The sequence below is a fragment of the Micropruina sonneratiae genome, assembly GCF_025972045.1.
GTDB lineage: Bacteria > Actinomycetota > Actinomycetes > Propionibacteriales > Propionibacteriaceae > Micropruina > Micropruina sonneratiae.
This window is the reverse complement of sequence record NZ_JAPDHX010000003.1, coordinates 397,057-417,689: the sequence shown is the minus strand read 5'-3', so window position 1 is coordinate 417,689 and position 20,633 is coordinate 397,057. Positions and strand designations below refer to the sequence as shown.

The 20,633-nt window shown below is 71.0% G+C and carries 20 protein-coding genes; 7 read left to right on the top strand and 13 right to left on the bottom strand.

The window, feature by feature from the left end; all coding sequences use genetic code 11:
• Positions 1–2 precede the first annotated feature (2 nt).
• From OIE40_RS10180 to eda, 5 genes are read right to left on the bottom strand one after another with little or no spacing between them, the layout of a single operon-like run.
• On the bottom strand, positions 3–1,037 hold the full coding sequence (locus OIE40_RS10180; protein ID WP_264702084.1) for an L-idonate 5-dehydrogenase: 1,035 nt from the start codon (positions 1,035–1,037) through the stop codon (positions 3–5).
• A gap of 57 nt (positions 1,038–1,094) precedes the next feature.
• The gene (locus OIE40_RS10175; RefSeq protein ID WP_264702083.1) at positions 1,095–2,570 is read right to left on the bottom strand and encodes a mannitol dehydrogenase family protein; all 1,476 of its coding nucleotides are present in this window, start codon (positions 2,568–2,570) and stop codon (positions 1,095–1,097) included.
• Between the two features lie 3 nt (positions 2,571–2,573).
• Entirely contained in the window at positions 2,574–3,800 is a 1,227-nt protein-coding gene (manD, locus tag OIE40_RS10170; protein WP_319805220.1) for a D-mannonate dehydratase ManD, read from the bottom strand.
• Positions 3,797–4,903: a sugar kinase gene (locus OIE40_RS10165; protein ID WP_264702082.1), complete on the bottom strand. Its 1,107-nt coding sequence runs from the start codon at positions 4,901–4,903 to the stop codon at positions 3,797–3,799. The genes manD and OIE40_RS10165 overlap by 4 nt, the downstream gene beginning before the upstream one ends.
• A 51-nt stretch (positions 4,904–4,954) precedes the next feature.
• Positions 4,955–5,581, bottom strand: coding sequence for a bifunctional 4-hydroxy-2-oxoglutarate aldolase/2-dehydro-3-deoxy-phosphogluconate aldolase (eda, locus tag OIE40_RS10160; RefSeq protein WP_264702081.1), 627 nt, complete (start codon positions 5,579–5,581; stop codon positions 4,955–4,957).
• A gap of 138 nt (positions 5,582–5,719) precedes the next feature.
• Here eda and OIE40_RS10155 point away from each other — a divergent pair, with 138 nt between their 5' ends.
• Complete coding sequence (locus OIE40_RS10155) at positions 5,720–6,532, top strand: IclR family transcriptional regulator (RefSeq protein WP_264702079.1); 813 nt, start codon at positions 5,720–5,722, stop codon at positions 6,530–6,532.
• 53 nt (positions 6,533–6,585) lie between these two features.
• Here the strand turns inward: OIE40_RS10155 and proB are convergent, their stop codons facing one another.
• The 4 genes from proB to OIE40_RS10135 all read right to left on the bottom strand — a co-directional run bounded on the left by proB (position 6,586) and on the right by OIE40_RS10135 (position 10,963).
• Positions 6,586–7,707 carry a glutamate 5-kinase gene (gene proB / locus OIE40_RS10150; RefSeq protein ID WP_264702078.1) on the bottom strand — a complete coding sequence of 374 codons (1,122 nt, stop codon included), beginning with the start codon at positions 7,705–7,707 and terminating at the stop codon, positions 6,586–6,588.
• Positions 7,704–9,227, bottom strand: coding sequence for a GTPase ObgE (gene obgE, locus OIE40_RS10145; RefSeq protein WP_264702077.1), 1,524 nt, complete (start codon positions 9,225–9,227; stop codon positions 7,704–7,706). The genes proB and obgE overlap by 4 nt, the downstream gene beginning before the upstream one ends.
• 88 nt (positions 9,228–9,315) lie before the next feature.
• Positions 9,316–10,152 (bottom strand): hypothetical protein, encoded by an 837-nt coding sequence (locus tag OIE40_RS10140; RefSeq protein ID WP_264702076.1) that lies wholly within the window; start codon positions 10,150–10,152, stop codon positions 9,316–9,318.
• A gap of 58 nt (positions 10,153–10,210) precedes the next feature.
• Entirely contained in the window at positions 10,211–10,963 is a 753-nt protein-coding gene (locus OIE40_RS10135) for a hypothetical protein (protein WP_264702075.1), read from the bottom strand.
• A gap of 213 nt (positions 10,964–11,176) precedes the next feature.
• On the opposite strand from OIE40_RS10135, the gene OIE40_RS10130 reads away from it, so the two are divergent.
• Positions 11,177–12,205, top strand: coding sequence for an NAD(P)-dependent alcohol dehydrogenase (locus OIE40_RS10130; RefSeq protein ID WP_264702074.1), 1,029 nt, complete (start codon positions 11,177–11,179; stop codon positions 12,203–12,205).
• Positions 12,206–12,304: 99 nt separating this feature from the next.
• Here the strand turns inward: OIE40_RS10130 and rpmA are convergent, their stop codons facing one another.
• From rpmA to OIE40_RS10115, 3 genes are all read right to left on the bottom strand, one after another.
• On the bottom strand, positions 12,305–12,562 hold the full coding sequence (gene rpmA, locus OIE40_RS10125) for a 50S ribosomal protein L27 (RefSeq protein ID WP_105184838.1): 258 nt from the start codon (positions 12,560–12,562) through the stop codon (positions 12,305–12,307).
• 11 nt (positions 12,563–12,573) lie between these two features.
• Positions 12,574–12,882 carry a 50S ribosomal protein L21 gene (rplU, locus tag OIE40_RS10120; RefSeq protein ID WP_264702073.1) on the bottom strand — a complete coding sequence of 103 codons (309 nt, stop codon included), beginning with the start codon at positions 12,880–12,882 and terminating at the stop codon, positions 12,574–12,576.
• A 169-nt stretch (positions 12,883–13,051) separates the two neighbouring features.
• Positions 13,052–13,237 (bottom strand): YegP family protein, encoded by a 186-nt coding sequence (locus OIE40_RS10115; protein WP_264702072.1) that lies wholly within the window; start codon positions 13,235–13,237, stop codon positions 13,052–13,054.
• 132 nt (positions 13,238–13,369) lie between these two features.
• On the opposite strand from OIE40_RS10115, the gene OIE40_RS10110 reads away from it, so the two are divergent.
• Positions 13,370–14,071 carry a dienelactone hydrolase family protein gene (locus OIE40_RS10110; RefSeq protein WP_264702071.1) on the top strand — a complete coding sequence of 234 codons (702 nt, stop codon included), beginning with the start codon at positions 13,370–13,372 and terminating at the stop codon, positions 14,069–14,071.
• Between the two features lie 40 nt (positions 14,072–14,111).
• Here OIE40_RS10110 and OIE40_RS10105 read toward each other — a convergent pair whose 3' ends face one another.
• Positions 14,112–15,191, bottom strand: coding sequence for a M48 family metallopeptidase (locus tag OIE40_RS10105; protein ID WP_264702070.1), 1,080 nt, complete (start codon positions 15,189–15,191; stop codon positions 14,112–14,114).
• 171 nt (positions 15,192–15,362) lie between these two features.
• Between OIE40_RS10105 and OIE40_RS10100 the strand changes: the two genes are divergently transcribed.
• The 4 genes from OIE40_RS10100 to OIE40_RS10085 are packed head-to-tail and all read left to right on the top strand — an operon-like array spanning position 15,363 to position 20,625.
• Positions 15,363–15,962: an RNA polymerase sigma factor gene (locus OIE40_RS10100; RefSeq protein ID WP_264702069.1), complete on the top strand. Its 600-nt coding sequence runs from the start codon at positions 15,363–15,365 to the stop codon at positions 15,960–15,962.
• Entirely contained in the window at positions 15,959–16,441 is a 483-nt protein-coding gene (locus OIE40_RS10095) for a hypothetical protein (protein ID WP_264702068.1), read from the top strand. The genes OIE40_RS10100 and OIE40_RS10095 overlap by 4 nt, the downstream gene beginning before the upstream one ends.
• Positions 16,442–16,462: 21 nt before the next feature.
• The gene (locus OIE40_RS10090; protein ID WP_264702067.1) at positions 16,463–18,178 is read left to right on the top strand and encodes a S8 family peptidase; all 1,716 of its coding nucleotides are present in this window, start codon (positions 16,463–16,465) and stop codon (positions 18,176–18,178) included.
• 23 nt (positions 18,179–18,201) lie between these two features.
• Positions 18,202–20,625 carry a CHAT domain-containing protein gene (locus OIE40_RS10085; protein ID WP_264702066.1) on the top strand — a complete coding sequence of 808 codons (2,424 nt, stop codon included), beginning with the start codon at positions 18,202–18,204 and terminating at the stop codon, positions 20,623–20,625.
• Positions 20,626–20,633: the final 8 nt, after the last annotated feature.

Genomic DNA, 20,633 nt, shown 5'->3' with positions numbered 1-20,633 from the left:
GCTCAGGCGGTGGCCTGGCCTTCGTCGTCGAGCCAGAGCGAGACGACGACCTTGCCGGACTCCTGGCTGTTGCGCGCGGTCTGGAAGGCCTCGACGATGTCGTCGGCGTCGATCACGTGGGTGATCACCTTGGCGATCTCGGGATGCTCGGCGAGCATGGTCACCGCCCCCTCGATCTCGTCGTCGAAGCGGAAGGTGCCGAAGTAGCGCACCTCGCGCGACACCAGCGGTTCGAGGTTCACCGCGATCTTGTCGGCGGGCAGGATCCCGACCTGAACCACGGTGCCCGCCCGGCGGACGGCCGCCAGCGCCTGGCTGACGGCGGGCGCAACCCCGGAGCACTCGAAGGCGAGGTCATAGGTGAGCGCCGGCACCTCGTCCACACCGGCCAGAATGGTGTGCGCGGCGCCGACGGCCCTGGCCCGCTGTAGCGGGCCCTCCAGCATGTCGGTGGCGGTCACCTCCGACGCCCCGAGCGCAACCGCGGCCGCGACCGTGCACAGCCCGATCGGCCCCGAACCGGTCACCAGCACCTTCTGGCCCTCCACACCGCCGGCGATGGCGATGGCGTGCAGGGCGACGGCCAGCGGCTCGGCCAGCGAGGCGTCGCGCACCGACAGCCCCTCGGGCAGTTCGCGGATCATGAAGTCCTTGACCACCCGGTACTCGCTCATGCCGCCCTGGGTGTGCGGCGTGGTGGACGCCGACCCGAAGTAGCTGCCGCCGGGCCACAGGTACTTGCGGTCCTCGATGCCGGGTTCGGAGTGCCCGTAGGTGGCGGGCGCGATGGTCACCGGGGTGCCGGCCGCCCAGCGTCCGGACGGGTCCAGGTCGACCACGCCGGACATCTCGTGGCCGGGGGTGAACGGCTCGTTGACGACGAAAGCGCCGTTGCGGCCGTGGAAGTAGTAGTGCAGGTCGGAGCCGCAGATGCCGCCGTACTGCATCCGCACCCGCACCTCTCCCTCGCCGGGCTCGGGAATCGGGGCGTCCTCGATGGTGATGTTCTCCGCACCGTGGATCTTCAGGGTCTTCATCGACTGTCCTTCGTGAGTTCGAGGTGTTCGGGTCTTGGGTTGTTCGTCCGGCAGGGGTCAGGCGTCCAAAGCCGCCCGCGCGGCATCCTGGACGCCGTGGCTGACGATGATGTCGAGGAGCTCGGCGACCCGGGCGACGAAGACATCGGAGGCGGCCAGCGCGTCGGGGAAGAAGCCGCCGCGCAGGATGCCTTCCACGTGGGCCCTGACCGAGCCGGCGACGGCGGTGACCTCGGCCAGCCGTTCGCGGGCCGGTTCGACCATGGCGTCGGCGATGGGCCCGGGGGCGAACCCGGCGGGCGGGGCCACGCAGGCGATCCAGCCGGCCACCATCAGCGACAACTGCTGCGGCACCTCGCCCAGGCCGAGCAGCCGCAGCGCCGGGTCGGGCACCCGTTGCAGCAGCTTCAGTGAGCCGTCCGAGCCGACTCGTGCGGTGGCATCGCCCAGGGCGTGGTTGCTCCACCGGTCGAACAGTTCGGCGATGTAGGCCTGCGGGTCGAAGCCGCTCGGCAACTCGATGCTCGGCAGGTATTCGTCGTTGAGCAGCGCGGTGACGCTCTCGCGGACGAAGTCCTGGCCGAAGCTGGCCGGGATGGTCTCGGCGCCCGACAGCCCGCCCAGGTAGGCGATCAGCGAGTGCGAGCCGTTCAGCAGCCTCAACTTCACCAGTTCGTAGGCCTCGACCTCGTCGGAGAAGATGGCGCCCGCCTCCTCCCAGGCCGGACGGCCCGCGGCGAACCGGTCCTCGATCACCCACATGCTGAACCGCTCGGCCGGCACCGGAATGGCGTCCACCACTCCGAGCAGCTCACGCACCCGGGCGCGGGTGGCGTCCGTGGTGCCGGGGACGATCCGGTCGACCATCGCGTTGGGGAAGGTCACCGAGGCCGCGAACCAGTCGTGGAAGCCGTCCGGGGTGGCGGTGGCCTGCAGGTACTGGCTGACCATCTTGTGCGCGGTGTGCCCGGCGGAGACCAGGTTGTCGCAGGACAGGATGGTGATCGGCTCGGCGTTGCCCTGGTAGCGCCGGATCAGCGCACCGGCGAGTTGGCCGATGGTGGTGCGGGGGGCGTCCGGGTTGGCCAGGTCGGCGCTGACCAGGGCGCCGTCGACGTCGAGATCACCGGTGACCGCGTTGCGGCAGTAGCCGTTCTCGGAGATCGTCAGGGTGACGATCCGGATGGCCGGATCGGCGATCCGGGCCATCAGCTCCGTGGTCTGTTCGGCGGCGACCATGGTCTCGCGATGGACGTCCATCACGTCGGCCCGCTCCCCCGCGCTGGACAGCTCCAGGATCGAGTACAGGTGGTCCTGCCCCGCGAGGGCGTCGACCACCCGGCGGTTGCGGTTCGCCACCGCGACGATCCCCCAGTCACCGCCCTGGGCCGCCATCGCCTTGGCGGTGTAGACGGCGGCGTGCGCACGGTGGAAGTTACCGATGCCGAGATGCAGCATCCCGGGGGTCGGCGGCGCGCTGGCGCCCAGAACGGGGACCGTCAGGCTGGCGCGGGAAAGCGGCTGAATCGTCATCGATCACCAATCTGTGAGGGTGCCGTCGCGCCGGCGGGCGACTGGCAGGTAGGCGGGCTCATAGTCGTCGGGGCTGTGCAGTTCCTCGTTGAGGCTGACACCGAGGCCGGGCTCGTCGCCGGGCTGCAGGTGGCCGGCCTCGACACTCCAGGCGTGCGGAAACGCCTCGTGCACCAGGTCCGGGTAGCCCATGTACTCCTGGATGGCGAAATTGTGGGTCGCCACGCCCAGGTGAATCGACGCCGCCAGCGAGATCGGCGAGACGTCGGACGGCCCGTGCGGCGCCGCCTGGACGCCGTGCACCTCTGCCAGCGCGAAGATCTTGCGGATGTGGCTGATCCCGCCGGCGTGCACCACCGCGGCCCGGATGTAGTCGATCAGCCGGTTGGAGATCAGGTACTGGCAGTCCCAGATCGTGTTGAACACCTCACCGATGGCCAGCGGCGTGGTGGTGTGCTGACGCACCAGCCGCAGCGCCTCCTGGTCCTCGGCCGGGGTGACGTCCTCGAGCCAGAACATGCCCACCTCCTCCAGTGCCTTGCCCAGCCGGGCGGCCTGGATCGGGGTGAGGCGGTGGTGCGCGTCGTGCAGCAGGTTCACGCCGGGACCGACATGCTCACGGACGCCGGCGATCACGCCGGGCACGTAGCGGACGTAGGCCTCGGCGTCCCAAGTCTCCTCGGCTGGCGCGGCGGCCTTGCCGGCCGGCTCGTATACCGGGCCGTCCTTGGTGACCCCGTAGACGACGTCGAGTTCCGGCACGCCGGTCTGCACCCGGATGTTGGTGAAGCCGGCTTCGCGGTGCGCGTCCACCTGTTCGAGCAGGGCCGGCAGGTCCCAGCCGAAGGCGTGCCGGTAGGTGGCCAGCCGGTCACGGACCCGTCCGCCGAACAACTGGTAGAGCGGCTGCCCGGTGCGCTTGCCGAGGATGTCCCACAGGGCGATGTCGACCGCGCCGATGGCCGCCATGCCGATCGGGCCGCGGCGCCAGTAGACCCCGCGGTACAGGTACTGCCAGGTGTCCTCGATGCGGCCCGGGTCGCGGCCGATCAGCAGCGGACCGACGTGGTCGCGCAGGTAGGCGGCCACGGACAGTTCGCGTCCGTTGACGGTGGCGTCGCCCAGCCCGACGATGCCGTCGCGGGTGGTCAGTCGCAGGGTGACGTAGTTGCGGGTGGGGCTGGAGACCAGCACCTCGACCTTCTCGATGACATCGCCCACGGCCGTCACCGATCCACCCGGGCGCTGCCGCCGCCGGCCAGCTTCAGCACCTCGGCCTTGGTGGCCATGGTGGTGTCGCCGGGAGTGGTCATCGCCAGGGCACCGTGCGCCGCGCCGTACTCGACGGCGGTCTGGATGTCCTCGCCGCTGATCAGGCCAAAGGACAGGCCGGAGGCGAACGAGTCACCGCCGCCGACCCGGTCGAGGATCTCCAGGTGCTTGCGGTCGGCGGCCCGCTTGAGGCCGTCCGCCGGAGACCAGGCCAGCGCGCTCCAGTCGTTGTCGGAGGCCGAATGCACGGCCCGCAACGTAGTGGCGATCACCTGGAAGTTCGGGAACGCCGCGGCGGCGGTCTCGATCATCCGGGCGAAGCCGTCGATCGGCAGCTCGGTGAGGTTCTCGTCCACACCCTCGATCTCGAAGCCGAGCGAGGCCGTGAAGTCCTCCTCGTTGCCGATCATCACGTCGACGTACTCGGCGAGCTCGCGGTTGACCTGCTGGGCACGCTCCTGGCCGCCGATGCTCTTCCACAGGCTGGGCCGGTAGTTGAGGTCGTAGGAGACGATCGTGCCGTACTTCTTGGCCGCCTTCATCGCCGCCAGCGCGGTGGCGGCGCTGGTCTGGGACAGCGCGGCGAAGATGCCGCCGGTGTGCAGCCAGCGGACGCCGAGGGCGCCGAAGATGTGGTCGAAGTCGACGTCGTCGGGGCTGAGCTGCGAGATCGCGGTGTTGCCGCGGTCGTTGACGCCCTTGGCGCCGCGGACGCCGAAGCCGCGCTCGGTGAAGTTGAGGCCGTTGCGCACGGTGCGGCCCACGCCGTCCGAGGGCGCCCAGTGGATCAGCGAGGTGTCCACCCCGCCGGCCATGATGAAGCCCTCGATCAGGTGGCCGACCTCGTCGTCCACCAAAGCGGTGATGACACCGGCGCGCTGGCCGAACACCCGGCTCAGGCCCCGCACGACGTTGTACTCGCCGCCGCCTTCCCACGCGGTGAAGCTGCGGGCGGTCCGGATGCGGAACTCGCCGGGATCGAGCCGCAGCATCACCTCGCCGAGGGCGAGGGCGTCATAGCGGCACTCGTCGGCGGGCCGCAGAGTGAGTTGATTGGGCATGGGTCGAATTCCTCGGGGGGTCGGTCGAACGGGACGGGGTGGTTCGGCTGGTCACTCGTCGGCGGCAGCGGCCACCGCTTCACTGCACAGGGATTGGATGGTGTCGAAGTCACCGGCGTCGACCGTCTTGGCGGGCACCATCCACGAACCCCCGACGGCAGGGACGTTCGGCAGGCTCAGGTAGTCGCTGAGGTTGCCGGCGGACACGCCGCCGGTGGGCACGAACCTGGCCTGCTGGAAGACCGACGAGAAGGCCTTCAGCGTGCCGGCCCCGCCGTAGTTCGAGGCGGGGAAGAACTTCAGGGTGGTGAGCCCCGCCGCCAGTGCGGCCATCACCTCACTGGGGGTGACGGTGCCGGGCACGATCGGGACGCCCCGCTCCGAGGCACGGGCGACCGTGGCCGGGCTGTAGCCGGGGCTGACCAGGAACGTCGCGCCGGCGTCCACCGCCAGATCGACCTGACCGGGGGTGAGCACGGTGCCGGCGCCGACCAGGAGTCCCGGCTTCTTCGCCATGGTCGCGATGACCTCGGGAGCCGCAGCGGTGCGCAACGTCACTTCCGCCACGGGCAGGTCGCCGGCGACGAGTGCGTCGGCGAGGCCGGACGCGCGGGAGGCGTCGTTGACGACGACGACGGGAACAATCCGGCGGGCGAGGATCTCTTCGGTGAGAGACATCTCAACTCATTTCATTCATTGAAACGGAAGATTCGTTGTATGAAACATTCTGGCATGAACGTGCAGCAATCTGCAAGCCTGATTTCTTTGGGAGCACCGTTCGTTGCATTGAGCGAAACGTCGAGGCATGATCGGTCTATGAGCGAGACACCGCGCGTAGAAGCCATCGACCGTGCGCTCAGCCTGCTGACCGCAGTGGCCGCGGCCGGGCCCGAGGGCGCGTCGCTGGCCGAGCTCTCGAGCGCGACCGGGGTGAACAAGTCGACCGCCTATCGGGCCCTGTCGACTATGCGGTCACGCGGTTTCGTCAACCAGTCCGGCGTCAACGGCGACTACCTGCTCGGCTCGGCGGCCATGGCACTCGGCGACGGCTTCGCCACACCGCAGACCCTCGCCCTCGCGCTGCATCCGGCGCTGGTGGCGTTGTCCCGCGAGGCCGACGAGCTGGTGCACCTGGGCGTGCTGATGGGCGACGAGGTGCTCTACGTCGACAAGGTGGAGACCGATCGCGCGATCCGCGTCTGGTCGCAGGTGGGTCAGCGGACCGCGGCGGCGACCTCGGCCATGGGGCGCGCCCTGCTGGCCGCCCGCGGCGTCCCCGACGACCAGCTGCCCGCCTACCTGCATCGCCGGCCGGTCAGTCCCGACGAACTGGCGGGCGTGCTCCGCACCACGCGCAGCCGCGGCTACTCCACGGAGTTGGAGGAGAACGAGCCGGGGGTCGCCTGCATGGGTGTGGCGCTGATGCAGGGCGGTGCGGTGGTCGCGGCCGTGTCGGTCACGATGCAGGCCGAGCGGTTGACCGTCGAGCGGCAGAGCGAGCTGGCGGCGCTGATCCGCCGGCTGCTGCCGCCCCTGCTGCCCGAAGGGTTCAGCCTCTGGGCGCCCAGACTCTCACCAGAGATCCCGGGGCAAGCCCGGGATGACGAATCTCTGGGCCCACCCCAGTAGGGCCTCGTCATCCAGGCGTACGCCGGGATCTCTCCGGCGCTGAACGGTGACGGTCAGCGTGCCTTGCGCAGCTTCACGACCAGCGCATCGCGGTGGACGACCTCGCGGTCGAACTCCGGCCCCCGCTCCTCGACCAGTTGGTGGGTGCTGCGGCCCAGGAGTCCGGGCAGGTCGGCGGCGTCGTAGTTGACGATGCCCCGGGCGATCACCGCGCCGGCCGGATCGAGCAGCCGGACCGGCTCGCCGGCCAGGAAATCACCGTGCACCGCGATCACCCCGGCCGGCAGCAGGGACGCCTTGCGCTCCAGCACCGCCCGGACCGCGCCGGCGTCCAGCACCAGGTCACCCTTGGCCTGCGACGAATAGGCCAGCCACATCAGCCGCCGCGAACGCTTCTTGCCGGTGGGATGGAACAGGGTGCCGACATCGTCGCCCGCCAGCGCCGCGGCATGGTCGGCGAAGGAGGCCAGCACCACCGGGATGCCGCCGGCGGTAGCGATCCTGGCCGCCTGCAACTTGGTGGACATGCCGCCGGTGCCCACCGCCGAGCCGATCCGGCTGGTGTCCACGTCCAGGTCGTCGACGTCGGCGACCTCGCTCAGCTTCTCCGCCCCCGGTTCGGACGGGTGCCTGGTGTAGAGCGCCTCGACGTCGGACAGCAGTAGCAGGGCGTCCGCCTGCACCAGGTGGGCCACCAGGGCGGCCAGGCGGTCGTTGTCGCCGAACCGGATCTCGTGGGTGGCGACGGTGTCGTTCTCGTTGACGACCGGGACGGCACCCAGCTGCAGCAGCCGGGTGAACGTGCGCAGCGCGTTGCGGTAGTTGGCCTGCCTGGTCAGGTCGTCGACGGTGAGCAGCACCTGGCCGACCACGAGCCCGTGGGCTGCGAACAGCGCGTCGTAGCGTTCGATCAGCAGGCCCTGCCCGACCGAGGCCGCCGCCTGCTGACTGGCCAGGTCACGCGGCCGATGCTTCATGCCCAGGGCCGGCATGCCCGCGGCGACCGCACCGGACGACACCAGCACGACGTCCTTGCCGGCCGCCCGCAGACCCGCCAGCACACCCACCAGGCCGTCCATCCGGTCGCCGTCCAGCCCGTTGCGTCCGGTCAGCGACGATGAGCCGACCTTGACCACGATCCGCTGGGCGTCGGTGATCGCGGGTCGTGCGGTCATTCGTCGTTCCCGGGCCGGTCAAGGTCGTCCTCGTCGGCATCGGGTGGGTGGTAGCCCTCCGAGGCCAGCCGCGTGCTCCGTTGGGCGGCCTTCGCCGCGTGGTACTCGGCGTCGAGGGCGCGCCGCCGCTTCACCGACTCGCGCTCGTCGAACAGCCGCTGGTCCTCGCCACGGCGCGACAGCAGCTCGGCGCCGATCTCGACCTGAGGGGCGAAGTCGAACACGACCGGACTGTCTCCGCCTCCGATGGCGACCGCATCTCCGGCGCGGGCGCCCTCTGCCAGCAAGGCATCCTCGATGCCCAACCGGGCGAACCGGTCGGCCAGGTACCCGACCGCCTCACCGTTGCCGAAGTCGGTCTGCCGCACCCATCGTTCGGGCTTCTCGCCGCGCACCCGCCAGACGAAGCCGCCCTCGCCGTCACCCTGCCGGCGGATCGAGAACTCGGGACCGCCCGCGACGGGGGTGGGCCGGATGACGATGCGTTTCGGCTCGGGCCTGGGGGCGGACGCCCGGCGCTCGGCGACCAGGTCGGCCATCGCGAACGTGAGCGCCTGCAGCCCCTCGCCGGTCTTGGTCGAGATGGCGAAGCAGGGCAGCCCGCGGGCCTCCACGTCGGGCCGGACGATGTCGGCCAGCTCGGCGGCGTCGATCACGTCCACCTTGTTCAGCGCCACCATCCGCGGCCGGTCCTCCAGCCCGCCGTGGGCGGCCAGCTCGGCCTCGATCACGTCCAGGTCGGTCAACGGATCGCGGCCGGGCTCGTAGGTGGCGCAGTCGATGACGTGCACGATCGCCTGGCACCGTTCGATGTGCCGCAGAAAGTCGTGGCCGAGCCCGCGGCCCTCTGACGCCCCCTCGATCAGTCCGGGCACGTCGGCGACGGTGAACGTCACCTCGCCCGCGACCACAACGCCCAGGTTCGGGATCAGGGTAGTGAACGGATAGTCGGCGATCTTGGGCCGGGCCCGGCTGATGGCGGCGATCAGCGACGACTTGCCCGCGCTCGGGAAGCCCACCAGACCGACGTCGGCCAGCACCTTCAACTCGAGGGTGACCCGCCGACTCTCCCCCTCCTCGCCGAGCAGTGCGAAACCGGGCGCCTTGCGCGAGGAGGACGCCAGCGCGGCGTTGCCGAGCCCCCCGCGCCCGCCCGCGGCGACGACCACCTCGGCGTCCGCCCCGACCAGGTCGGCGAGGACGGCGCCGGTGTCGGCATCATGGACGACCGTGCCGTCGGGTACCGCGAGCACGACGTCCTCACCATTGGCACCGTTGGCATGGTCGCCCTTGCCGGGTTGTCCGTTCTGGGCCCGGCGCTGGGACTGCCGGTGGTACTCGACCAGGGTGGTCAACCCCGGCTCGACGCGCAGGATCACCGATCCTCCGTTGCCGCCGTTGCCGCCGTCGGGGCCGCCCAGCGGCTTGAACTTCTCCCGGTGGATGGACGCGCAGCCGTGCCCACCGTTGCCGCCGGCGACCGTCAGGGTCGCAGCGTCGACGAAGGACGGAATGGCCATGGTTCAACTCCGGGGAACTCGCGGGTGACGAAAGGTACGCCTCTCATCGTCCCACAGCGTCCGGCGGGGCCGCACACCGCGTCGGTCGTCAGGACGCCGGCGGCGCCCACTTGGCGTGGACCGGGGGCGGAGCGTTGCCCTGCGCGTCGGGTGGCGTCGTACCCGGCCGTTCCCAGCCGCTGCCGCCGGGCGGGGCGTGCGCCCCGGACGCCAGGTCGGACGGCAGCAGGCTGCCCGGGGTGGGGCCCCCCGGCGGACCGACGGGCGCCGCGGGCGCGGGCGCAGCGTGCTCGGGCTGTAGGTCCGGCAGGGCCGCCGTCAGCTGGTGGCGGCGGTGTCGCCAGGCCCACAGCAGCGCGGTGCTCAGCACGCCCAGCCCGAACGCGGCCCCGGTGCCCACCAGCGCCCAGGACGGGCCGGCGTGGTCGAGACCGACGGCCGACAGTCCCATCGGCTCGGCCAGCTGATCGACGTCGGTGAAACGGACCGTGTTGCCCTCGACGATGCCTGTACTCTCCTGCACCTGACCGGGGAACTCGACAGTGACGGCCAGGTCGTCGATGCCCACCGAGGCCGCCGTGAACCTGCTGGTGGTGGCCACGCCGAGCGGGTTGAACGACACCTCGATGCGCTCGCCGAGGTGCGACACGCTCACGCCCCAGCGTCGCAACTCCTCCTTGTGCACCGTGCCCTGCAGCAGGCAGAGCCGCTGGCTGCCGCGCCACATCCGGCGTTCTTCGGTGCGCACCGTCTCGCCGAACTGCCAGTAGCACAGTTCATTGCCGTCGACGACCGCCCGCAGATCGAGGTCGACGTAGTCGTCGGCCCTGATCGTGGCCGTGCCGGTGACGTCGCAGCCGGCCAGCGACGCGGCTGCGACCAGGCCGAGAATCATCCCCAGCAGGCGCCTGAGCCGAGGCCGCATCCGCCCGGTCTACCACACCGCCCGGATCCTCCGGATCGGCCCGTGGTCGCATTCGGGTTCACTCCACCGGCGCCCACCTGCTCGGGTCGGGGGTCGCGGACGGGCGGGCCGGCTCTGTGGGGGCGGTCTCGTGGGGGCCGTCGCGGCCTCGTGCCGCCCAATGCGCCTGAGGTGGCGCTGCGGTTTCGTCCGGGTCGACGTGGTGTGCGGCGTCCACTTGTGGCCGGTCGTCGTCGGGCGCGGACTCCGCCGTCCCACCGACCCGGAAGGCGGCGGGCCGCAGCACGAGCAGCACGAGCAGGGTGGCGCCGGCGACGGCACCGCACAGCGCCCACCACACCCACGACGCGGGACCCGCGTGACGCAGCGCCAGCACCCTCACGCCACCGGGCTGCCCGAGGGACGCCGGGTCAGCCAGCGTCAACTCCTTGCCTGCGACCACGCCCGCGTTGGCCTCGACGATGTCGCCGGCCGTGACGATGACGACGTCGAGCGCTTCCACGTCGTTGATGATCGTGGGCGCGCCGGCCGCCGGAACGAGCAGCGGATTGAACGTGGCGACCTGGACCTCGCCCGCCGACGTGACGGAGACGCCGCGGTAACCGAAGACGGTCGGGTCGACGGTGCCCAGATACCGGCAGGACAGCACGACGCCGTCGGCGTCCCTGCCCGCAATCACCGACAGTTCCGCCAGATCGGCGTTGCAGTAGGGGCTGCGCTTGGCGTGCACGGTCAGATCGACGTCGAGGCGGTCGTCGGGTCGCACGACGACCCGGCCCTCGACCCGGCAGCCGGTGAGCCCGAACAGCACCAGAGCGAGCAGTGCCAGGGCGAGCCGACGTCGCGTCCCGCCGCACCCTAACCCGCCGCGTGCGGGCAGCGACAGGGGCGGTGCTGGGCGGCGTGCGCGATTCTCATTGGGTGCGAAAGCCCGTGGACAGGGCGGGCGGGCGCCGGTAGACAGCCGATAGTGACCGGGACCGGTTGCGGCAATCGGTCCCTTTCAACGACGAGGAGGTCACAGATGAAGGCCGTGCGCGTCCATGCGTACCATTCCGACCCGACCATCGACGAGATTCCCGAGCCGACGCTGCAGGGGCCGCTCGACGTCATCGTGAAGATCGGCGGTGCCGGCGTCTGCCGCACCGACCTGCACATCATCAACGGTGACTGGGAGGCGGCGCAGCACCCCGACCTGCCCTACGTGATCGGCCATGAGAACGCCGGCTGGGTGCACGCCGTCGGCGAGGGAGTCACCAACGTGAAGGTCGGTGACACCGTCATCCTGCACCCGCAACCGAGTTGCGGCATGTGCCTGGCCTGCCGTGCCGGTCGCGACATGCAATGCGACAGCGCCTTCTTCCCGGGATTGAGCAACAACGACGGCGGCATGGCCGAATACCTGCGGACCACCGCCCGGGCCTGCGTGAAGCTCGACCCGAGCACCGATCCGGCCGATGTCGCCGCCCTGGCGGACGCCGGCATCACCGCCTACCACGCGGTCCGCAAGGCGGCGTCCGGCCTGTTCCCCGGCACCACCGCGGTGGTGCAGGGCGCCGGCGGCCTGGGCCACATCGGTATCCAGACGCTCAAGGCCATCACCAGCGCGAAGGTGATCGTGGTCGACCGCAGCCCGGCCGCCCTCGAGTTGGCGAAGGAGATCGGGGCCGACGAAACGGTGGTCTCCGATGGCAGCCACATCGACGCGGTGAAGGACCTGACCGGCGGCCGGGGCGCCGACGTGGTCTTCGACTTCGTCGCCGAGCAGGGCGCCGAACTGGACGGCTGGGCGATGACCGCCCCCGCGGGCTACCAGTACATCATCGGCTACGGCGGGCAGTTCGTGGCTCCCACGCTCGACTTCGTGGCCGGCGAGAAGAGCGTGATCGGCAACATCGTCGGCACCTACACCGATCTGGCCGAGCTGATGGTGCTCGCCCAGGCCGGCAAGGTCACCCTGCACACCCAGAAGTACCCGCTGTCCGAGGCCCTGACCGCGCTGGCCGACCTGGAAGCCGGCAACGTCCGCGGCCGCGCCATCCTGGTGCCCTGAGGCCCCTGACCCGGCCATCGGAGGCCGGGTGACCGGGTCGGGACGCGCGAAGGGCGGCTCCCGTCGGGGAGCCGCCCTTCGGCGTCTGTTCTGGTGCGGTTACTCGGCGTCGAGCGCCACGTTGACGACCTTGCGGCCGCGGCGGGTGCCGAACTCGACCACTCCCGCGCGCAGCGCGAACAGGGTGTCGTCACCGCCGCGCCCCACGCCCTCACCGGGGTGGAAGTGCGTGCCGCGCTGCCGGACGAGAATCTCGCCGGCGTTGACCTGCTGACCGCCGAACCGCTTGACGCCGAGGCGCTGCGAGTTGGAGTCGCGACCGTTACGGGAGCTGGATGCGCCCTTCTTGTGTGCCATCTGGTGCTACCTCAGCCTTCGATTCCGGTGATCTTGACCTGGGTGTGCTTCTGCCGGTGGCCCTGGCGCTTCTTGTACCCGGTCTTGTTCTTGTACTTGAGGATGCGGATCTTCTCGCCCTTGATCTCGCCGAGCACCTCGGCGCTGACCTTCACCTGGGCGAGCTGGTTCGCCTCGGTGGTGACGGTTTCGCCGTCGACGACCATCAGCGGGGTCAGCGCGACGCTGTCCCCCACCTCGGCGTCGAGCCGGTCGATCTCCAGGACGTCGCCGACCGCAACCTTGTGCTGGCGTCCGCCGCTGCGCACAATCGCGTACACGCCTGACCCACTCTCTTCGATCTCGATGAATGCAATGCCATCGTGGAGGGGCGATCCGGATGGATCAGCCGACCGGCCCACGGGCACCGAGGATCAAGAGTACGCGCCGGGCCGGAACAGGGTCAAACTGACCCTGACCGGCCGGATCTCGCGCCGTTGCGACGCCTTGCTACTCCTTGTCGACCTGAACGATGGTGGCGCCGGCCGCCGCCCGCTGGACGGCCTCACAGCCGTCCTTGGCTCCGGACAGGCTCGCGTACCCCTGGCCGGTGGCCACGACCTCGCCGTTGCCGGCCTTGAGCCGGAACCGGTACTTGCCGGCCGAGTCCTCGTACACCTCGAACTTGCCTGCCATCTGACCTCCTCGGTCACTCTGCGGACGGCCATCGTCCGTTCATCGTAGAACTGCGCGTTCGCTCGGTACCAGATGCCGGGGTCGGGCCATGAACCCGCCGGGTGATTCCCAGCACGGGTGCGCTGAGGCAGGATGGGCCGGGTGAGCGACCTCATCCATGTGATGCGTCCCGACGGCAATCTGCCCGTCCACCGCTGGCTGCCGCCCTCCGGTGGCGGCCCCGGGCTGCTGGTCCTGCAGGAGATCTTCGGGGTGAGCGACTACATCAGGCAGCGCTGCGCCGACCTCGCCGACGCCGGTTACGTGGTGTACGCACCCGAGCTGTACTTCAGGCTCGGCGCCATGACCTTCGACCCGGACAGCGCCAGCTACGTCCAGGAGGGCATGGGCGCCGCGCAGCAGCTCGACTGGGAACAGACCACCGCCGACGCCTCGGCCACCCTGGACGCCCTGCGTGCGGCGTCCGAGGTGACCGGCAGGGTCGGCATCGTCGGCTTCTGTTTCGGCGGCGGACTCGGCTTCCAGGTCGCCGCGCGCAACACCCCCGACGCGCTCGTCGCCTACTACGGCTCGGCGATCCCCGGCCTGCTGGCGCTGGCCCCGAACGTCACGTGCCCGAGCCTGCACCACTGGGGCGAGGCGGACAGCTTCTTTCCGCCCGCGGTGGTCGAGAAGGTGCGCGCCGCCGTCACGCCGCACGGTGCGGAGTTCCACACCTATGCCGGCGCCGAGCACGCGTTCGACAATCCGGGCCCGATGTTCCACCACCCCGCGGCCTCCGGACTGGCGTGGAGCCGCACCCTCGACTTCCTGGCGCGCATGCTGGCCGGCTGAAGCCCGTGCTGCCGCCCGTTGCCGGTTCAGCGCGTGGTGGTCACCAGTTGACGCCCCCGGGACGGTCGTCGCGGGGCGGGCGCTCGTCGCGTGGCCGGCGCCCGCGCGGGCGAGACGGCTCGGAAAGGTCGCGCAACCGGTCGGCGAGCCAGTCACGGGCCTGGCCGAGGCCGTGACCCAGGTCGGAGAAGATCTTCCCGACGCTGTCGTCGAAGCGGGCGAACTCCTCCGAGTAGTGCGTCGCGGCGGCCGAGGCCTCATCGGTCATCGACGCCGCAGCGTCGTCCTCACGCCGCGGATAGCTGCCGGCCAGGATGGCCGTGTAGGCGCCGGACTTCACCCAACGGTCCAGCTCACCGGCCCGGACCACGGCGAAGGGGTGCGTCTGACCCTCCACCATCAGGATGCGCAACACCACGTCGCGAATGTCGTCGTTGGCGTGGTACTCGTCGGCCTGGGCCAGGAAGGCGTCCGCATCGAGCTCGTCGATGCGTCCGCCCGACGCCATCTTCATGTGTGCCCGCAGCGCCACCTCCGGCTGCTGGGTCGCGAGCAGCCCGGCCCGATCGCCCGACAGCTCCGACTTGCGCTGCCACTCGAGCAGGGCCGCGATCACGGCGCGGACGCCGAGCGCACCGAACGGGATCGCGATGAAACTCGACGTCAACCCGAGCAACAGCCCCAGCAGTGACCGGTACACCGCGTGACCGCTGAGCACGTGGCCCAGCTCGTGTCCGAGCACGAACCGCAGCTCGTCGTCGTCCATCACCTCCAGCAGGCCCGAGTTGAGCACGATCACCGGCTTGTCCAGGCCGATCGCCATCGCGTTGATCGTCGGGTCGGCCCTGATGAACAGCTCGGGCAGCTCGGGGGCGTCCAGGGCGTCGCCGGCCTCGCGGTACAGCTGGTGCACGCGCGCGAACTGCCGCCCGTCTGCGCGCACCGCCGAGCCGAGCAGCAGCATCCGCGCCGCCCGCTCGTTGATGAAGCCGGAGAGCTGCCGGACGATCACGTCGAAGCCGCGCAGCTTGCGCAACGCCACCAGTGCACCCCGGTCGGCTGGGTGCTCCCAGGCCCGGGAACTGATCGAGGTCAACCGGATGCGCGCAGCTTCAGTCATGTGCCCAGTCTGCCTGTCGGCCGGTCACCACCGGCCGGCGGAAACTGCGGAGGTTACAGCCAAAGGGGTAGGTTTGCGCCAACATCCAGCGGATTCACAGGATTCCCGGGGCTCTGGGTGCGTATCAACGGGGGCTCCTGGTGGCTCGTGACCAACGTGACAAGGACGCTGATGGCTGCATCAGATCTTGAAGGACGCCCGGAGTCGGCCGAGACGTCGGTCTGGGTCCGGGCGGCGCGCTGCTTCGAGCGCTGGCAGGGTGGCGAGGCCGCCGCCCTGGACGAACTCGTCCGGATCATGACCCCGGTGCTGTGGCACACCATCCGCGCCTACGGACTGGCCCAGGCCGCCGCCGAGGACGCCGTTCAGAACACCTGGCTGGCGTTGGTCCGCAACGGCCACCAGGTGACCGAATCGGCCGCCATCGGGGGTTGGCTGCTGACCACGGCGAGGCGGACGGCGTGGCGCGCCAAGTCGTCCGACACCCGGGCGATGCCCACCGAGGACGCCCAGCTGGCCGCGGGACTGCCCGCCTCGGCGGCCGCCGAGACCAGTGCGCTGGAGCAGCTCGGCGGTTCGGTGCTGTGGGAGCACGTTCGCGGGCTCGACGAGCGCTGCCAGCGGCTGATCCGGATCGTCGCCTTCGACGACCGTCCCGACTATTCGGGGATCGCGAAGGATCTCGGCATGCCGATCGGCAGCATCGGCCCGACCCGGCGTCGCTGTCTCGACAAACTGCGCAACTCGCTGGAGAAAGGTGGCCAACTGTGAACGCTTCGGAGCGCGATCCCCTGCTGGACGCCGTCCGGCGTCTCTACACCGAGCTCGACCCGGTGCCCGAGGGTCTGACCGAACGGGTGCTGGTCGCCCTGGCGGTCGACGACCTCGACCTCGAGTTCGAACTGCTCACGATGGTGCACCGATCGCAACAGCTGGCCGGCGTCCGCAACGGCGACGACCAGAAGCTGGTGCTCGAGTTCACCGCCCCGGGCCTCACCGTGATGCTGCGGGTCTCCCCCGTCGACGGTGACCTTCGCCGCATCGACGGCTGGGTCACCCGCACCACCGACGGCAAGGGCGAACAGCCCGAACTGACCGCGTCACTGTGGCAGGAGGCCGGCACCGCCACCGCCCCGGTCGGGCAGCACGGCCGCTTCGAGTTCGCCAGCGTTCCGGCCGGACTGTCCCGGCTCGACCTGGTCAGCACCGGCGACGACCCCGAGTTCCGGACGACCCTGTTCGAGATCTGACCCCTACCGCAAGGACCGATCGTGGACGACACCACCACCCCCGACGAGAACCAGCAGCAGGAGACGCCGGTCACGCGACCGGTCCGCAAACCGGCTCGCGACCCGCTGGACCGCGACCCCGAAGCACCCCCGCGGGACCTCATCGACCTGCTCGGCGGTCGCGTCCTGGACCCATCGACGGCGATGAAGATCCGGGGCGTCACCCCGCGAGCCACCGTCTACGTGAGCGACCGCCTGCTGGTGCCGACGGCCAGGCTGGAGGCGGTGCGCGAGCTGCTGAACCGGGTCGGCGAGGGCAAGGGCTGGGTGGTCGTCCCCGACGAGGACTTCCCGGCCTGGGAGGTCACCATTCCCGACCCGCGCGAGCCCGGCGCGGAGATCACCCTCGGCCGGGCCAGGCTGGTGATCGAGGTCGCCGAGGGCACCGCAGCGTCTGCGCCGGACGCGTGGATCCTGCTGCAGCTGGCGCGCGCGGTCGACCGCGACGGCGTCCGCGGGGTGGGGCTCGATCACGCCGTGTTCGCCACGGGCGATCCGCTACCGAACCCCGTGCACGATCCGAACCCCGTGCACGATCCGAACCCGGTCCACGACCCCAACCCGGTGCACGATCCGAACCCGGTCCACGACCCCAACCCGGTGCACGACCCCAACCGGAGCCCGGTGCACGACCCCAATCCCGTCCACGACCCCAACCCGTACCGCAACGTGGGCAAGAGCCCCGTCAACTACGTGGGTCCCCGTCCCTTTCGGTGCCCCGACGAGCGCCTCGGCTCGCTGCGCCCGGTCGTTGCCATCCTCGACTCCGGCTGCGACACCAGCCACCCCTGGCTCAACGGGATCGTGGACGAGACGGTCGAGATGGACGGGCAGATCGGTCACACCGACCCGGCCACCGACTCCGAAGAGCATGGCGACCTGGCCGGGCCGCTCGACGGCGCCCTGGACACCAACTCCGGCCACGGCACGTTCATCGCCGGGCTGGTCCACCAGGCCTGCCCGGACGCCGACATCCTGAGTTGGCGGCTGGTCGACTCCGAAGGGCCGGTGTCGGAGTCGGAGTGGGAGCGCGCGCTGTCGCAGGTGGTGAAGCTCGTGCAGGCATACCGCAACGGTGACCCGAAGGGCCACCGGATCGACGTCCTGTCGCTGTCGATGGGCTTCTACCACGAGACGGCCGAGGACACCGAAGCCGTCGAGACCGCCCGCCTGCTGCTGGGTGCCCTGGGCGCGATGGGCGTCATCGTCGTGTGCTCGGCCGGCAACGACGCCACCGCGAGGCCCCAGTTCCCCGCCGCCCTCGCTCCCTGGCGGACCGACCCCAGCCCGCCCATCTCGCTCCCGGTCCGCAAGGACGCCCTGCCCCTGGTGAGCGTCGGCGCGCTCAACCCCAACGGCACCGACGCCCTGTTCTCTAATACCGGTCCCTGGGTGCGCGCGTGGGCGCCCGGTGTCGCGCTGATCAGCACCCTGCCGCGCTGGAACGGCGGCTATCTGCCCGTCGCCCGCGTGCGCTACGAGGGGCGGACGCGCGAGGGATTCGACCCCGACAACTTCGCCCCCGGCTTCGGCACCTGGAACGGGACGTCGTTCGCGGCCCCGCTGCTGGCGGGCAGATTGGCTCAGGAACTGCTCGCGACGATGCCGTCCGACGAGGACGCCGCCCGCGCGACGGCGGTTGAGCGTGGCTGGACGGCGTTGGAGGTGCACACCGAGCTGAGTGTCCTGCAGCCCTGACGGCCTCATGCCACGATGAGGTCGTGCTGACCGCCGCCCAACTGCACGCCCGCGCCGTGGAGAACAACGGCCGCGGCAGCTATCGGGCCGCGCGGCGGGATTTCCTGCGCGGTCTCGAGCGAACCACCGACGCGTCGCTGGTCGCCGCCCTGCAGCGGGGTCTCAGCTACGCCGAGACTGAGCTCGGCAACGCCGTCCGGGGCCGCGAACTGCTCGACGCGGCGATCGCCGGCAGCGACGGGTTGAGCCCGCTGGAGAGGGGCAAACTGCTCTCGCAGCGGGGGCTGGTGCGCAATCGGCTCGGCGACGGCCGGGGCTCCCTCGCCGACTACGCGGCCGCGGAACCCCTGGTCGCCAACGACCCCGAGGAGCTGGCGCGGATCGGCGTGAACCGGGGCAACATCTTCCTCGATCGCGGAGAATTGGCCGAAGCGATCGCGGACTACACCATGGCGATCGAGCAGTTCGAGCGGGTGGGTCGCACCGACGGCAAGGCGAAGGCCACGCACAATCTGGGCTACGCCCACATGCTCGGCGGCGACCTCGTCCGCTCGCTGCGGCTGCTCACCGACGCCTACGAGGTGCTGCGGGTGCAGGCGCCCGCCATCGTGCCGACCCTTGACCAGGATCGCGCCGAGGCGCTGGTGTCGGCGGGCCTCGCCGACGAGGCCGAGCGGCTGCTGCGCAGGGCCGCGGCAAGCTTCGGTTCCCGCCGCATCCGGTTGCGGCAGGCGGACGCCGAGCTGACGCTGGCGCAGTTGCTCGCCTGGGACCAACCGAAGGAGGCGGCCAGAGTCGCGGCACGGGCGGCGCGCCGTTTCGAGACTGCGGGGGCGCCGCACCAGGCGCTGCGGTCACGGGCGATCAAGGCCGCCTGTGACCTGAGCCGGGGGGTGGCCGTCGAAGGCCAGGCCGAGATGCTGCTGAGCCAGCTGCGACGCCGCGGGATCCGCCGGGACGCGCAACTGTTGCAGGTGGTGCTCGCCGGCGCAGGCCGCCGCGCCAGCATGCTGCGACTGCCCCCCAACACGCCGCTGCCGCTACGGCTGATCGCCGCCGACCTGCGTGCCCGCGAAGCCGAGGAGCTCGGACACCGCGGACGGGCCCTGCGGATCGTCCGGGAAGCCCTCGACCAGCTCTCGGCCTGGCAGGCGACCTTCGGCAGCCTCGACCTGCAGACCTCCGCCGCCGGCCACGCCCAGCCACTGCTGGAACGTGGCCTGCGACTGGCCGTGGCCGGCGGACGGGTCGCGGTCATCCACCAGTGGATCGAACGCACCGGCGCGTTGACCGGTCGGCTGAACCCGCTGCGCCCTCCGGCCAGTCCCGAGATCGCCGCCGACCTGAGCCGGCTGCGGGCACTCAGCCTGGACGAGGAGCTGAGCGACGCGGAACTGCACGAACGCGACGTGCTGGTGCGCCGCGTCCGGGAGCGCTCCTGGATGGACGAGGGCGCCGCCGAACTGCACGACCTGGTGCCGTTGCCGGCGTTGCGCGCAGAGCTGGGCGCCTGCGAAGCGACCATGCTGGCCCTGTTCAGCGTGGACGACGACTCCTTCGCATTGGTGGTGTCGCCGGCTCGCGGCACTCTGCATCGGCTGGGCCCAACGGCGGTGCTGCGCGAGCGACTCGCCGGCCTGCCCGCCGACCTCGACGTCGCGGCGTCCGATCTGCCGCCGCGTCTCGCCCACGCAGTGACCGAGTCGTTGCGCGACCGGCTCGCGACCATCGACGATCTCATCCTGGCGCCGGCCCGCGGTGAACTGATCGGCCCGCGTGTGGTGATCAATCCGCTGGGGATCTTCTCCGGCCTGCCCTGGACGCTGATGCCGTCGCTGGCCGGTCGTGCGGTCACCATTCCGCGCAACGCCTCGGCCTGGGTGGCGGCCCGGTCGCGTCCGCACGAGTTCGCCACCGCGGGGTTCGCGGCCGGTCCCCGGCTGCCCCGCTCCGGCCAGGAGGTGCAGCAGGCTGCCGGCTACTGGCCGGACGCGCGAGTGCTGTCCGGCGCCGCAGCGACGGCGGACGCGGTGGGCGCGATGGCGGCCCAGGTCGATCTGCTGCACCTCGCCGCCCACGGCCACCACGTCGCGGAGAACCCCCTGTTCTCCACCCTCGAGCTGGTCGACGGACCCTGGTTCGGCTACGACCTGGACCAGCTGGCGCAGGTGCCCGAGACGGTGATCCTGTCGGCCTGCGAGCTGGGTGCTACGACGATCCGGCGCGGCGACGAGCTGCTCGGCCTCACCACCGCCTGGTTGCACGCAGGGGCGCGCTGCGTGATCGCGTCCCCGGCGTCGGTGTCGGACGAGGTGGCGGCCGCGATCCTGCCGGACATGCACGCCGAACTCGCCCGGGGCGCTCCCCCGGCCGATGCCCTGGCCGCCGCGACCGGGAAGCACCCGGACCTGCTGTCGACGTTCCAGTGCTACGGCGCCGGCTGGTAGCCACCCAG